The organism is Roseovarius sp. MBR-51 (assembly GCF_053628575.1).
This window is the reverse complement of record NZ_JBRJGQ010000001.1, coordinates 450,924-464,416: the sequence shown is the minus strand read 5'-3', so window position 1 is coordinate 464,416 and position 13,493 is coordinate 450,924. Positions and strand designations below refer to the sequence as shown.

Here is a 13,493-nt window from a genome sequence, read left to right as displayed (position 1 = left end):
TTGAACTAAACCGTTACAGTTTAGCCCGGATCGGTGGCGTAAATCAAACTTTCCTGACAGGGGGCGACGCGGAGGATATTCGTCGTGCCCGGCATGTTGAAGGGCACGCCGGCAACAACCACGATCTGATCGGCTTCGGTGGCATAGCCATGCGCCCGCGCCGCCCGCGCGGCGTTGATCACCGCCATCTTGAAGCGCGTCAATTCCCCGGTCATGACACAGGTCACACCCCAGGTCAGCGCCAGCCGCCGCGCCGTGCCCAAGAGACTGGTCAGCGCCAAAATCGGCACACGCGGCCGCTCGCGCGCGGTCAAGAGCGCGGTGGTCCCGGATTCCGTATAGCAACAGATCACCTTGATATCCGCAGTCTCGGCAATCTCGCGCGCGGCGGCGACGATGCCATCGGCCACGGTCTGTCGATCCACCCGGCGGCTCGCCTCGATCACCTCGCGGTAGATCGGATCGCCCTCAACCTCGATCGCCACATTATCCATCGTGCGCACCGCCTCAACGGGAAAGTGCCCCGCCGCCGATTCCGCCGAGAGCATGATCGCGTCTGATCCCTCATAAATCGCGGTCGCCACGTCCGAGACCTCGGCGCGCGTCGGCATCGGGCTGTCGATCATCGACTCGAGCATTTGCGTCGCCACGATCACCGGCTTGGCCACGGCCCGACACCGCCGGATCAGCCGCTTCTGAATCGGCGGCACGTTCTGCACCGGCAATTCCACCCCCAGATCGCCACGCGCCACCATGATCCCGTCGCTGACCGCCAGAATCTCATCAAACCGCTTTACGCCCGCAGGCTTTTCGATCTTCGACATGATCGCAGCCCGGCCCTTAACCAAGGCCCGCGCCTCGGTCACATCCTCGGGCCGCTGCACGAAACTCAGCGCCAGCCAATCGACCCCCAGATCACAGATGAATTCCAGATCCGACAGATCTTTTTCCGACAGCGCCGCCAGCGGCAGCACCACATCAGGCACGTTCACGCCTTTGCGATTCGAAATCGTGCCGCCCGCGATCACGTCGCAATCGGCAAACTCCGGCCCGCAGGCGGTCACGCGCAGGCGGATCTTGCCATCATTGACCAGCAGGTTGGCCCCCGGCTCCAGCGCCGCGAAAATCTCGGGATGCGGCAGGCAAACGCGCGTCACATCACCTTCGGCCTCGTTCAGGTCAAGCCGGAACGCCGCCCCGGCGACCAGTTCTTCCTCACCCTTGGCAAAAACCCCCACGCGCAGTTTCGGCCCCTGCAAATCGCCCAAGATGGCAATCGGGCTGTCCAGATCAGCCTCGACCTGCCGGATGATCCGGTGCCGTTCGGCAATATCGGCCTGCGTTCCATGGCTCATGTTGAGACGAAACACATCCGCCCCCGCCTCGTGCAGCGCGCGAATCGTATCATAATCAGACGAGGCCGGGCCCAGTGTGGCCACGATCTTGACATTGCGGTTGCGTCTCATCTCATGCGTCCTTCATCTCTGACATCACAGGCAATGTTAACGCTAACACCGCCCTTTCGCGCCTTATCGCGCAATTCACATTGTCTCGCAACTGTTCTAAAGGACGATGACAGGAAAAACCAAGCCAATGATGTATCACCCTTTTCAGATTGACGGGCAGGACCGCCCCGAACGCTGGCTCGTGACCTGCGATCACGCCAGCAATTGCGTGCCGGAGTTCGTCAGCGGCGGCTGTCTCGGCGTGGCCCCCGCCGACATGGCCCGGCATATCGCCTATGACGTGGGGGCCGCCGGTGTGACCCGCGCCTTGGCCGAGGCCTTGAACGGCCCCGCCATCCTCAGCAATTTCTCGCGCCTCGTGATCGACCCAAACCGGGGCGAGGATGATCCGACACTCGTGATGCGCCTCTATGATGGCACCATCATTCCCGCCAATCGCCACGCGAAACCCGAGGATATCGAGCGTCGCCTCAACCGGCTTTACCGTCCCTATCACACCGCGCTGGCCGAATTGGCCGCGCGCCGCGCCGATACGGTGATCGTCTCGGTCCATAGTTTCACGCCGCAATTGCGTGGCCGCCCGCCCCGGCCTTGGCATATCGGCCTGCTCTATGCCGCCGATGCGCGTCTGGCCAAGCCGCTTCTGGCGCGCCTCACCCAAGAGCCTGACCTTTGCGTCGGCGATAACGAGCCTTACACCGGCCATCTGCCCGGCGATGCCATCGCCCGCCATGCCATCGCCTATGAGCGGCCCAATGTGCTGATCGAACTGCGCAACGACCTGATCGAAACCCCCGCGCAACAGACCGCTTGGGCGCTCCGCCTCGCCCCCATCCTGCAAGAGGTCGCGGCCCAGACCGGCCTCTGACCCACCCCTCAAAGGAGTATGACAATGGACGACCAGACCAGAATCGAGCTTGAGGCCGCCGCCTTTCGCGCCCTGCGCGCGCATCTGATGGAAAAACGCCCCGATGTGCAGAATATCGACATGATGAATCTCGCCGGTTTCTGCCGCAACTGCCTCAGCCGCTGGGTGCAAGAGGCCGCCAACGCCCGTGGTATCGAGATGTCCAAGGACGAGGCCCGCGAAATCTTCTACGGCATGCCCTATGACGACTGGCGCGCACAGCATCAGACCGAGGCCAGCGCCGAGCAAAAAACCGCCTTCACAAAATCCTTTGCCGAGAATGTCGGCCCCAAGGACTGACCGCACCTTTCATCGTTCTTCAAATACTCAAATTCCCCGCCCGAGAGGACACGATGACCGCGCCCTACCGCCTGCATTACGCCCCCGACAACGCCTCGGTCATTGTCCGCCTCACGCTCGAGGAACTGGGCGTGCCCTATGAAACGGCGCTGATTGAGCGCTCGAAACAGGCGCAGGCGGCCCCCGCCTATCTGGCGCTCAACCCCGGCGGGCTGATCCCGACGCTGGAAACCCCAGAGGGGACCATATTCGAGACGGGGGCAATTCTCCTATGGCTCGCCGACCGGCATGGGCGGCTTGCCCCTGCCCCCGATGCGCCCGCGCGCGGCGATTTTCTCAAATGGCTCTTCTACCTCGCCAATACCGCCCACACCGCCCTGCGCATGAGTTTTTATGCCGAGAAATACGTGGGCGAGAACCCGGAGGCACAGCGCCTCTTGCGCGCCACCATGCAGGCGCGCTTTGCCGATCATCTCGACATTCTCGAAACCCGCGCCGACCCGTGGTTTTCCCCCGCATCTCCCTCGGTGCTCGACTACTACCTTGCCTGCCTCATGCGGTGGCGCGCGCTCTATCCCGAGGGCCTGCGCGGCAGCTATGACGCAAGCGCATGGCCGCGTCTTTACGCGCTGCTGACGCATCTCGAATCCCGCCCCGCAACCCGCCGCGTGGCCGCCGCCGAAGGCTTGGGCGCGCGCCCCTTCACCTCCCCCGATTATTGCAATCCGCCCGAGGGCAGCGCCACCTGATCCGATCACATGGCAAGGAGCCACCCTTGAAGCGTCGCTTTCGGACAAGTAGATCAAGGGGCAAGCGGCGATAAAACCCGCAATCAGGGAGCGCGCCTTATGTTTCTATCCGTCTTCGATATGTTCAAGGTGGGCATCGGCCCCTCCTCCTCGCATACGATGGGGCCTATGGTTGCCGCTGCGCGGTTCCTCGACAAGATGCGCGCCTCCCCCTTCCATTACGCCGGGTTGCGCGGCTCGCTGCACGGAAGCCTTGCCTTTACCGGCGTGGGCCATGCCACCGACCGCGCCACGATCCTTGGCCTCGCGGGCTTCCTCCCCGAGACCTATGATCACGCCCGCGCCGAGGCCACGCTGGAAGAAATCCGCGACAGCCACACCGTCACGCCCCCCGGCCTGCCCGCGCTCAAATTCCACCCCAAGGAAGACCTGATCTTCGATTTCGGCCCCAACCTGCCCGGCCATGCCAACGGCATGATCCTGATGGCCACCGACGCCCAAGGCGATGTGATCCTGCAGGAAACTTATTATTCCATCGGCGGCGGCTTTGTCCTGACCGATGCGGAACTGGCCGCAGGCAAGGCCACCGACGACGGCACGCCCATCCCCTACCCGTTCAAATCCGCCGCCGAAATGCTGGAAATGGCCGAACGCTCGGGCAAGAGCATCGCCCAGATGAAACGCGCCAATGAGATCGCACGCGGCGGCCCGGAAAACCTGCGGTCAGGCGTGGCGCGCATCTGGCAGGTGATGAACGACTGCATCGAACGCGGCCTCAACGCCGAAGGCATCCTGCCCGGCGGCCTCAAGGTCAAGCGCCGCGCCAAGGGCATCCGCGATGCACTCGTGGCCGAACGCGGCACCAACCTCACCGCCCCGCACAAGATCAACGACTGGATGAGCGCCTATGCCATGGCGGTGAACGAGGAAAACGCCGCCGGTGGTCAGGTCGTGACCGCCCCCACCAATGGCGCGGCGGGCGTGGTGCCGGCGGTGATCAAATACTGGCTCGAGCATGTGCCCGGCGCCCATGAAAACCAGATCGAGGAATTCCTGCTCACCGCCGCCGCCATCGGCGGTCTGGTGAAATACAATGCCTCCATCTCGGGGGCCGAAGCAGGCTGTCAGGCCGAGGTGGGCAGCGCCGCCGCCATGGGCGCGGCTGGCCTCGCCGCTGTCTTGGGCGGCACCCCCGCCCAGATCGAAAACGCCGCCGAAATCGCGCTTGAGCATCACTTGGGCATGACCTGCGACCCGGTGCGCGGCCTGGTGCAGGTGCCCTGCATAGAACGCAATGGTCTGGGCGCGATCAAGGCGGTCTCTGCCGCCTCTCTCGCCCTGCGTGGTGATGGCACCCACCTCGTGCCGCTCGACGCCTGTATCGAGACAATGCGCCAGACCGGCCTCGACATGAGCGAGAAATACAAGGAAACCTCGCTCGGCGGTCTCGCGGTCAATATCCCGAACTGTTGAGGGGCAAGTCGCCCCAAAGCCCCGCGCGAATAGCACCGCAGGTGCCGCGCGGCGCAAATACTCACAAAACCCCCAGCACCGCCTCCGGTGGCCGCCCGATCACGGCACGCACAGCACCAATCGCAATCGGCCGCTCGATCAGGATCGGATGCGCCGCCATCGCCGCCAGCAGATCCTCCGCCGCACTCTCACGGCTCAGGCCCAGCGCCTTGAACTGCGGCTCGCAGGGCCGCATCATCTCAATCGGCGCAACACCCAACAGCGCCAGAACACGCCGCACCTCCGCCAGATCCGGCGCATCCTCCAGATAGCGCCGCACCAGCAAATCCGCCCCCTGCTCCTGCAACAGCGCCAACCCAGCCCGCGACTTGGAACAGCGCGGATTGTGCCAATAGGTGATCAGAGCCATGCGTCCCGCCCCGTGCCCACTGCCTCGGCCACGCTGCCAAACCCGTCCCGCGCCAAGAGCCGCTCCAGCCCCCGCGCGATCTCGGTCACAAGCGACATCCCCTGATACACCAGCGCCGAATAGAGCTGCACCGCCGTTGCCCCGGCGCGGATCTTGGCATAGGCCTGCTCTGCGCTGGCAATGCCGCCCACGCCAATCAGCGGCATTTCCCCGCCCGTCAATTGCGACAGCCGAGCCAATACCCGCGTTGATTTCTCAAAGAGTGGCTGCCCCGACAGCCCGCCCGCCTCAGCCTTTGCTGCACTCACCAGCCCCTCACGGCCCAGCGTGGTGTTGGTGGCGATAATCCCGTTGAGGCCCGAGGCCCGCGCCACATCGGCGATTTCGCTCAATTCCACATCGCTCAGATCCGGCGCGATCTTGAGAAAGATGGGGATCGGCTGCGGCAACCAATCGCGCGCCTCCATGACCCCTTTCAAGAGGCCCATCAACGCCTCTGCCCCCTGCAAATCGCGCAGTTTCTCGGTGTTGGGGCTGCTGACATTCACCGTGGCGAAATCCAGATGCGCGCCGCAATGCGCGAGCACGCGGGCGAAATCCTCGGCCCGGTCGGCGCTGTCCTTGTTGGCCCCAAGGTTGAGACCAATGACGGCATCCTTTGGCCGCGCCGCCAACCGTGCCGCCGCCGCCTCCATCCCGAGATTGTTGAACCCGAACCGGTTGATCACCGCCCGATCCTCACTCAGCCGGAACAGGCGCGGGCGCGGATTGCCCGGCTGCGCGCGCGGCGTGACCGCCCCCACCTCGATAAATCCGAATCCGGCGCGGCTCAGCGGCCCCAGCGCCTCGGCGTTCTTGTCAAACCCCGCCGCCAACCCCACCGGATTGGGCAGGCGCAGCCCCGCCAGATTGGTCCGCAGCCGCGCGCTTGTCTGCGGCCCCGGCGTGGGCACCAGACCCAGTTGCAACGCGCGGAGCGCCAGACCATGCGCCCGCTCCGGATCGACCCGGTGCAAGAGGCCGAGGCCCAAACGCTCCATCCCGCTCATTCCAGACCTGCCGGAAACTGATGCACCCCGTCCACCAGCGGCAGGGGCTGCGCCCAAGCCACATCCGACAGGCGCATCTCGCGGTAGAGATGCGGAAAGAGCGCGCCGCCGCGCGACGGCTCCCATTTCAGCGCCTCGCCCAACCGGTCCACCGCAACCGCCACCAGCATCAGGCCCTCGGCCCCGGCAAAATGCTTCGCCGCTGTCTCTGCCGCCTGTTCGGCAGTCGAGAAATGCACATAGCCATCGGCCAGATCGACCGGCGCGCCAGCACTCTCGCCCGCCGCCCGCAACTCGGCCCATTCCGGGCCACGCAATATCTTGTATATCATCATGCAGGCGTGATGCCTTGACCCCGACCTCCAGTCAAGCGGCGCTTGAGACCGCCGCCCCGATCGGCTAGTCAGAGGGTCCGATCACGAAAGGGCAGCCCATGGCGTTTACCATTGCAATCGACGGACCCGCAGCGGCGGGCAAGGGCACCATTGGCCGTGCGCTCAGCGGCCATTTCGGCTTTGCCCATCTCGATACCGGCCTGCTCTACCGCGCCACCGGGCGGCGCATGCTCTCCGGGCTCGACCCGGTCGAGGCGGCGCACTCCCTGCGCGCCGAGGATCTCGACGCGGATGATCTACGCACCCCCGACGTCAGTCAGGCCGCCAGCCGCGTGGCCGCCATCCCCGAAGTGCGCCAAGCGCTCCTCGACTTCCAGCGCGCCTTTGCCCGGCGCGCGGGCGGGGCCGTGCTCGACGGGCGCGACATCGGCACCGTCATCTGCCCCGACGCCGAGGTCAAACTCTACGTCACCGCCTCCGACACGGAGCGCGCCCGCCGCCGTCATCTCGAACTGACGGAAAAAGGCCACGACGTCACGCTGGATGAGGTCGCCCAAGATCTGCAACAACGCGACGCCCGCGACAGCGCCCGCGCCACCGCCCCCCTCAAACCCGCAGACGATGCGGTGCTGCTCGACACGTCTGAGATGAGCATCGAAGAGGCCACCAAACGCGCCATCGCGATCGTCGCCGCCGCACTGCGCTGACCCTCCCAACTGGCAGGATGCCGCCCATCCGGTTGCATGCCCGGTCATGGATCTTACGTTTGATGACAACAGGCCCGCCTGTTGCAAAACGCAAACCAGAGCCGAAAGGAGGCACCATGTCCTTCCGCAAGACACTGACCGCATCCACCACCGCCATCGCCTTGGCGCTCGCCGCGGCCCCCATGGCCGCCTTCACCGCCCAGAGCGCTGCGGCGCAAGAGGCCGGGGACTATTCCGAGCAAGAGCTTGACGCCTTCACCAGCGCCCTGATCGAAGTGGCCAGCGTGCGCGAGAAATACACACCTCTCGTGCAAAGCGCCGAAACCGAGGATCAAAAGGCCGCCATCGTCGAAGAGGCCAACACCGAGATCACCGAAGTGATCGAGGGCACTGACGGGCTGACAATGGACAGCTATCTCGAGATTGCGCAGGCCGCGAGCACGGATCAGGCCCTCAACAAACGGATCGTCGAGCGCGTTCAGGCGCAGGACAAGGCCGTTCAGTAAACTGCGACAACCGGGGGCAACCTTGCCCCCGGTCCCCTTGCCCAAGCCGCAATTGCCGCAAAGGACTTCGCCATGACCCGCCCCCTTGCCCTCGCCGCCTGCCTCATGGCCCTCGCCGGCCCCGCTCTCAGCGACCCGTCCGAACTCAGCGAGACCGGCTCCTGTCCGGGATGCGATCTGTCAAAGGCGGGGTTTGCGGATCAGGCCTTGGTCGGTGCCAACCTCACCGGAGCGACACTGGAAGACGGCGACTTTTCCACCAGCAACCTTTTCCTGGCCCAGTTGGACGACGCCCGCGCCGACCGCGTCAATTTCCGCAACGCCTCGCTCAAGGCGACCACCTTTGTTGGGGCCTCCCTGCGCGGGGCCGATTTCCGCGGCGCAGATCTTTCGGGGGCGCGGCTGAAAGATGCCGACATCACCGATGCCCGCTTTGACGGGGCGATTCTCTGCAACACCGTGATGCCCGACGGTGAACTATCGCGCGACTCCTGCCAATAGGCCCGATCCCGAGGCTGGACACGCCAAATTCCATCCTCACAGGCTTGATTATCCCACAAAGTCCCTGTATATGCGCGCCTGTCACCAAAGGCGAATAAGGCCACAGGACATGGAGAGATCGAGCAGGGTCGGGACCACCGGCCCTCTTTGTTTTGTGACCCGCCCGACCAATGAAACCCGCAAAGACCGGCGGAGACAACCGCGCGGCCAGAAAACCGTTAAAAGGAAACCAGAGACCACATGGCTCAACATACATCTATGGAGGAATTCGAAGCCCTTCTGAACGAAAGCTTCGAAATGGACACGCCCGAGGAAGGGTCTGTTGTCAAAGGCCGCGTCATCGCAATCGAAGCGGGACAGGCCATCATCGACGTCGGCTACAAGATGGAAGGCCGCGTTGATCTGAAAGAATTCGCAAATCCCGGCGAGACCCCCGACATTTCCGTCGGCGACGAAGTCGAAGTCTTCCTGCGTTCGGCAGAGAATTCCCGTGGCGAAGCCGTGATCAGCCGCGAGATGGCCCGCCGCGAAGAGGCATGGGACCGTCTTGAAAAGGCCTATGCCGACGAAGAGCGTGTCGATGGCGCAATCTTTGGCCGCGTCAAAGGTGGCTTTACCGTCGATCTCGGCGGTGCCGTGGCCTTCCTGCCCGGCTCTCAGGTCGATGTCCGCCCCGTGCGCGACGCCGGCCCGCTGATGGGCCTCAAACAGCCGTTCCAGATCCTCAAGATGGACCGTCGCCGGGGCAACATCGTCGTGTCGCGCCGCGCAATCCTCGAAGAATCGCGCGCCGAACAGCGCGCCGAAGTGATCGGCAACCTGACCGAAGGCCAGACCGTCGACGGTGTGGTCAAGAACATCACCGAATACGGTGCCTTCGTCGATCTGGGCGGTGTGGACGGCCTCTTGCATGTCACCGACATGGCATGGCGTCGCGTCAACCACCCCTCCGAGATCCTGACAATCGGCGAAACCGTCAAGGTGCAGGTCATCAAGATCAACAAAGACACCCACCGCATTTCGCTGGGCATGAAGCAGCTTCAAGAAGATCCGTGGGATCTCGTGGCCGCCAAATACCCGCTGGAATCGACCCATACGGGCCGCGTGACCAACATCACCGATTACGGCGCATTTGTAGAACTGGAACCGGGCGTCGAAGGCCTTGTTCACGTCTCGGAAATGTCCTGGACCAAGAAAAACGTCCACCCCGGCAAGATCGTTTCGACCTCTCAGGAAGTCGAAGTCATGGTGCTGGAAATCGACGGGGCCAAGCGGCGCGTGTCGCTCGGTCTCAAGCAGACCATGCGCAACCCGTGGGAAGTGTTTGCAGAAACACACCCCGAGGGCACCGAGGTCGAGGGCGAAGTCAAGAACATCACCGAATTCGGTCTCTTCATCGGTCTCGAAGGCGAGATCGACGGCATGGTTCACCTCTCGGACCTCAGCTGGGACGAGCGCGGTGAAGAAGCCATCCAGAGCTACAAAAAGGGTGACATGGTTCACGCCGTCGTGTCCGAAGTCGACATCGAGAAAGAGCGTATTTCGCTCTCGATCAAGGCTCTGGGCGGCGACAAGTTCTCCGAAGCCGTCGGTGGCGTCAAGCGTGGCTCGGTAATCACCGTGGCCGTGACCGCGATCGAGGATGGTGGCATCGAAGTGGAATACGAGGGCATGAAGTCCTTTATCCGCCGCTCTGACCTCAGCCGCGACCGTGCCGATCAGCGCCCCGAGCGTTTCTCGGTCGGTGACAAGCTCGACGTGCGCGTGACCAATGTCGACGCCAAGACCCGCCGTCTGGGTCTGTCGATCAAGGCCCGCGAAATCGCCGAAGAGAAAGAAGCCGTCGAACAGTATGGCTCCTCCGACTCGGGTGCCTCGCTCGGCGACATCCTCGGCGCAGCCCTCAAGGGCGACCGCTAAACAGACAGCAACCGGCATCACGCCGGTTGCGGTTTGACAGACGCGAAACGGCCCCACCGATCCGGCGGGGCCGTTTTGCGTTTGGGGGGCAGGCATTTTATGCCCGCAAAATACTTTCACGTTATCAGTGTGTTGAGACCTAACAAAAGCGCCCGCTCGAGGGGGCAGACGGGCGCTACGCGCCTTGTTCCGCGCATAGGTGCACGGGGCAAGGTCAGCGTTAGGGCGTGTTGCGCCCCATCGAAAACACACCCGTCCCGGGCTTGACCCGGGACCTCGCCGAGGCCGCGTGGAGGCCCCGGATTGGGAGCCGGGGTGATGTGAACCCGATCAGACGCGACGTGCTTTAAACTCTCAACTTTCCAGCCGCACCGCGCCCACCACCGCATCCATAACCTGATCCAAAACCGCCGGATTGAGCGCTTCGGCCATAACCCGGATCATCGGCTCCGTCCCCGAGGGCCGCACCAAGAGCCGCCCGTCGCCGCCCAACAGCTTTTCCGCCGCCGCCATGGCGCTTTGCACCGCATCGGACGCCATCGGGTCTTTACCCTTGGCAAAGCGCACATTGATCAACTTCTGTGGCACCGGCTCAAAGACCTGCGCCAGACCACTGGCCTTTTCACCCGTCTCGACCATCGCCGCCAGAAACTGCAACGCCCCGATCAATCCGTCGCCGGTGGTGGCATAGTCCGTCATCACGATATGGCCCGATTGCTCGCCGCCCAGATTGTGCCCGCCGGCGCGCATCGCCTCGACCACATAGCGATCCCCCACCGCCGTCCGCTTGAGCGCGATCCCCTGCGCCTCCAGATGCCGTTCGAGCCCCAGATTGGACATCACCGTTGAAACAAGCGTATTGCCTGCCAACCGGCCCTCACGCGCCCAGCGCGTCGCAATCAACGCCATGAACTGATCGCCATCCGCAATCTTGCCCTCCTCGTCGATCAACACGACCCGGTCGGCATCGCCATCCAGACAAATTCCCAGATCGGCCCGCGTCTCCAGCACCTTGCGGGCGGCGGCCTGCGGCTTCGTCGATCCGCAATCGAGGTTGATGTTGAACCCGTCCGGCTCCACCCCCATGGTGATCACCTCCGCGCCCAACTCCCACAACACTTCTGGGGCGGTGCGATAGGCCGCGCCATTGGCGCAATCGAGCACGATCCTCAGCCCCTCCAGCCGCCGCCGATGCGGAAAGGTGGTCTTGGCATATTCCACATAGCGCCCGCGCGCATCGTCGATCCGCTTGGCCCGACCGATGTTCTCCGGCGACGCGAGGCGCGCGCCCTCATCCAGCAACTGCGCGATTCCCGCCTCCGCCTCATCACTCAGCTTGTAGCCATCCGGTCCAAAGAGCTTGATGCCATTGTCCGAGGCCGGGTTGTGGCTGGCCGAGATCATCACCCCCACATCGGCCCGCAAAGAGTGGGTCAGATAGCCAATCGCGGGCGTCGGCACCGGCCCCAGCAGAAACACATTCATCCCCGTCGAGGTGAATCCGGCGGTCAGCGCATATTCGATCATATAGCCCGACCGGCGTGTATCCTTACCGATCACGACGCGATGCTCCTGCTTGTCGCGACGGAAATACCGCCCCGCCGCCGCCCCCAATTGCAGTGCCACATCCGCCGTCATCGGCCAGCTATTCGCCTGCCCCCGGACCCCGTCGGTCCCAAACAGCTTTGCACCCATCGTGTCTCTCCTTATCCACTCAACGCCACAGGCTTGACCTGTTTTCCCCTACAGGACCCTGCAACGCGTTGACACACCCGATTCGAGCCCCAATACAGTCAAACGCAGAGGTCTTGCGTCAAAGGGAATGTAACATGAAAATTGCGATGATCGGAACGGGCTACGTTGGCCTTGTCTCGGGGGTCTGTTTTTCCGATTTCGGCCATGACGTGACCTGCGTCGACAAGAACCCTGACAAGATCGCGATGCTCCTGCGCGGCGAGGTGCCAATCTTCGAGCCGGGTCTTGATGCCCTCATGGCCAGGAATGTCGAGGCCGGTCGCCTCCGCTTCACCACGGACTTGGCCGAGGCCATCGACGGGGCCGAGGCCGTGTTCATCGCCGTGGGCACCCCCACCCGGCGCGGCGACGGGCACGCCGACCTCAGCTTTGTCATGGCCGCAGCCGAGGAAATCGCCCACGCCGCATCGGATTACGTGGTCATCGTCACCAAATCCACCGTCCCCGTCGGCACCAACCGCGCCGTCAAGAAGGTGGTCAACAAGGCCAACCCGACCCTCGATTTCGATGTCGCCTCCAACCCCGAATTCCTCCGCGAAGGGGCCGCCCTCGACGATTTCATGAAGCCCGACCGCGTGGTCGTGGGCGTCCAGACCGAACGCGCCGCCGATGTCATGGCCGAGATTTACCGCCCCCTCTACCTGCGCGACTTTCCCATCGTCACCACCGATCTCGAATCCGCCGAGATGATAAAATACGCCGCCAACGCCTTTCTCGCGACCAAGATCACCTTCATCAACGAAATCGCCGCCCTCTGCGAAAGGACCGGCGCGGATGTGAAACAGGTCAGCCACGGCATCGGCCTTGATGGGCGCATCGGCAACAAATTCCTGCACGCAGGCCCCGGCTATGGCGGCTCCTGCTTTCCCAAGGACACGCGGGCGCTTGCCCGCATCGGTCAGGATCACGGCCTGCCGATGCAGATCACCGAAAAAGTCATCACCGTGAACGAGGAAATGAAGCGCCGCATGATCGACAAGCTGCTTGATCTCTGCGACGGCTCCTTCAACGGCAAGACCATCGCAGTGCTGGGCGTCACCTTCAAACCCAATACCGACGACATGCGCGATGCCCCCGCCCTCACCATCATTCCCGCCCTTGTCGGCGGCGGCGCTCGCGTCCGCGTCACCGACCCCCAGGGCCAGCGCGAGGGCGAGGCGCTCTTGCCCGGTGTGACGTGGCATGACGACCCCTATAAATGCGCCAACAAGGCGGATCTTCTGGTCATCCTCACCGAATGGAACGAATTCCGCGCCCTCGATCTCAAACGTCTGGCCCGCAAGATGACCAGCCCCCGCATGGCCGACCTGCGCAACATCTATTCGGTCAAGGATGTCAAACGCGCGGGCTTCACCGCCTATGACAGCGTCGGGCGGACCCCCTACCGCCACGACGCGCTCCCCCAGAAGGACTGAA

At 63.8% G+C, this 13,493-nt stretch carries 14 protein-coding genes; 9 read left to right on the top strand and 5 right to left on the bottom strand.

The window, feature by feature from the left end:
• Positions 1-20: 20 nt before the first annotated feature.
• On the bottom strand, positions 21-1,466 hold the full coding sequence (gene pyk, locus ACSSVY_RS02305) for a pyruvate kinase (protein WP_454267775.1): 1,446 nt from the start codon (positions 1,464-1,466) through the stop codon (positions 21-23).
• Between the two features lie 106 nt (positions 1,467-1,572).
• Here pyk and ACSSVY_RS02300 point away from each other — a divergent pair, with 106 nt between their 5' ends.
• The 4 genes from ACSSVY_RS02300 (at position 1,573) to ACSSVY_RS02285 (ending at position 4,895) form a co-directional block, all read left to right on the top strand.
• Positions 1,573-2,334 carry an N-formylglutamate amidohydrolase gene (locus ACSSVY_RS02300; RefSeq protein ID WP_454267774.1) on the top strand — a complete coding sequence of 254 codons (762 nt, stop codon included), beginning with the start codon at positions 1,573-1,575 and terminating at the stop codon, positions 2,332-2,334.
• Between the two features lie 24 nt (positions 2,335-2,358).
• Entirely contained in the window at positions 2,359-2,673 is a 315-nt protein-coding gene (locus tag ACSSVY_RS02295; protein WP_454267773.1) for a DUF1244 domain-containing protein, read from the top strand.
• A gap of 53 nt (positions 2,674-2,726) precedes the next feature.
• Positions 2,727-3,422 (top strand): glutathione S-transferase family protein, encoded by a 696-nt coding sequence (locus ACSSVY_RS02290; RefSeq protein ID WP_454267771.1) that lies wholly within the window; start codon positions 2,727-2,729, stop codon positions 3,420-3,422.
• A 99-nt stretch (positions 3,423-3,521) separates the two neighbouring features.
• The gene (locus ACSSVY_RS02285; RefSeq protein ID WP_454267770.1) at positions 3,522-4,895 is read left to right on the top strand and encodes an L-serine ammonia-lyase; all 1,374 of its coding nucleotides are present in this window, start codon (positions 3,522-3,524) and stop codon (positions 4,893-4,895) included.
• 61 nt (positions 4,896-4,956) lie between these two features.
• Here the strand turns inward: ACSSVY_RS02285 and arsC are convergent, their stop codons facing one another.
• The 3 genes from arsC to ACSSVY_RS02270 are packed head-to-tail and all read right to left on the bottom strand — an operon-like array spanning position 4,957 to position 6,688.
• Complete coding sequence (arsC, locus tag ACSSVY_RS02280) at positions 4,957-5,304, bottom strand: arsenate reductase (glutaredoxin) (RefSeq protein WP_454267769.1); 348 nt, start codon at positions 5,302-5,304, stop codon at positions 4,957-4,959.
• Positions 5,295-6,353 carry a quinone-dependent dihydroorotate dehydrogenase gene (locus tag ACSSVY_RS02275; protein WP_454267768.1) on the bottom strand — a complete coding sequence of 353 codons (1,059 nt, stop codon included), beginning with the start codon at positions 6,351-6,353 and terminating at the stop codon, positions 5,295-5,297. The genes arsC and ACSSVY_RS02275 overlap by 10 nt, the downstream gene beginning before the upstream one ends.
• On the bottom strand, positions 6,350-6,688 hold the full coding sequence (locus ACSSVY_RS02270; protein WP_454267767.1) for a DUF952 domain-containing protein: 339 nt from the start codon (positions 6,686-6,688) through the stop codon (positions 6,350-6,352). The genes ACSSVY_RS02275 and ACSSVY_RS02270 overlap by 4 nt, the downstream gene beginning before the upstream one ends.
• A 98-nt stretch (positions 6,689-6,786) precedes the next feature.
• Here ACSSVY_RS02270 and cmk point away from each other — a divergent pair, with 98 nt between their 5' ends.
• The 4 genes from cmk (at position 6,787) to rpsA (ending at position 10,322) form a co-directional block, all read left to right on the top strand.
• Positions 6,787-7,395: a (d)CMP kinase gene (cmk, locus tag ACSSVY_RS02265; RefSeq protein WP_454267766.1), complete on the top strand. Its 609-nt coding sequence runs from the start codon at positions 6,787-6,789 to the stop codon at positions 7,393-7,395.
• A gap of 116 nt (positions 7,396-7,511) precedes the next feature.
• Positions 7,512-7,901 carry a DUF4168 domain-containing protein gene (locus tag ACSSVY_RS02260; RefSeq protein ID WP_454267765.1) on the top strand — a complete coding sequence of 130 codons (390 nt, stop codon included), beginning with the start codon at positions 7,512-7,514 and terminating at the stop codon, positions 7,899-7,901.
• Positions 7,902-7,973: 72 nt separating this feature from the next.
• Positions 7,974-8,402, top strand: a complete 429-nt coding sequence (locus ACSSVY_RS02255; RefSeq protein ID WP_454267763.1) for a pentapeptide repeat-containing protein — start codon at positions 7,974-7,976, stop codon at positions 8,400-8,402.
• A 240-nt stretch (positions 8,403-8,642) separates the two neighbouring features.
• Positions 8,643-10,322 (top strand): 30S ribosomal protein S1, encoded by a 1,680-nt coding sequence (gene rpsA, locus ACSSVY_RS02250; protein WP_454267762.1) that lies wholly within the window; start codon positions 8,643-8,645, stop codon positions 10,320-10,322.
• A gap of 354 nt (positions 10,323-10,676) precedes the next feature.
• Here the strand turns inward: rpsA and glmM are convergent, their stop codons facing one another.
• Positions 10,677-12,017, bottom strand: a complete 1,341-nt coding sequence (glmM, locus tag ACSSVY_RS02245) for a phosphoglucosamine mutase (protein WP_454267760.1) — start codon at positions 12,015-12,017, stop codon at positions 10,677-10,679.
• A gap of 134 nt (positions 12,018-12,151) precedes the next feature.
• On the opposite strand from glmM, the gene ACSSVY_RS02240 reads away from it, so the two are divergent.
• Positions 12,152-13,492: a UDP-glucose dehydrogenase family protein gene (locus ACSSVY_RS02240; RefSeq protein WP_454267759.1), complete on the top strand. Its 1,341-nt coding sequence runs from the start codon at positions 12,152-12,154 to the stop codon at positions 13,490-13,492.
• Position 13,493: the final 1 nt, after the last annotated feature.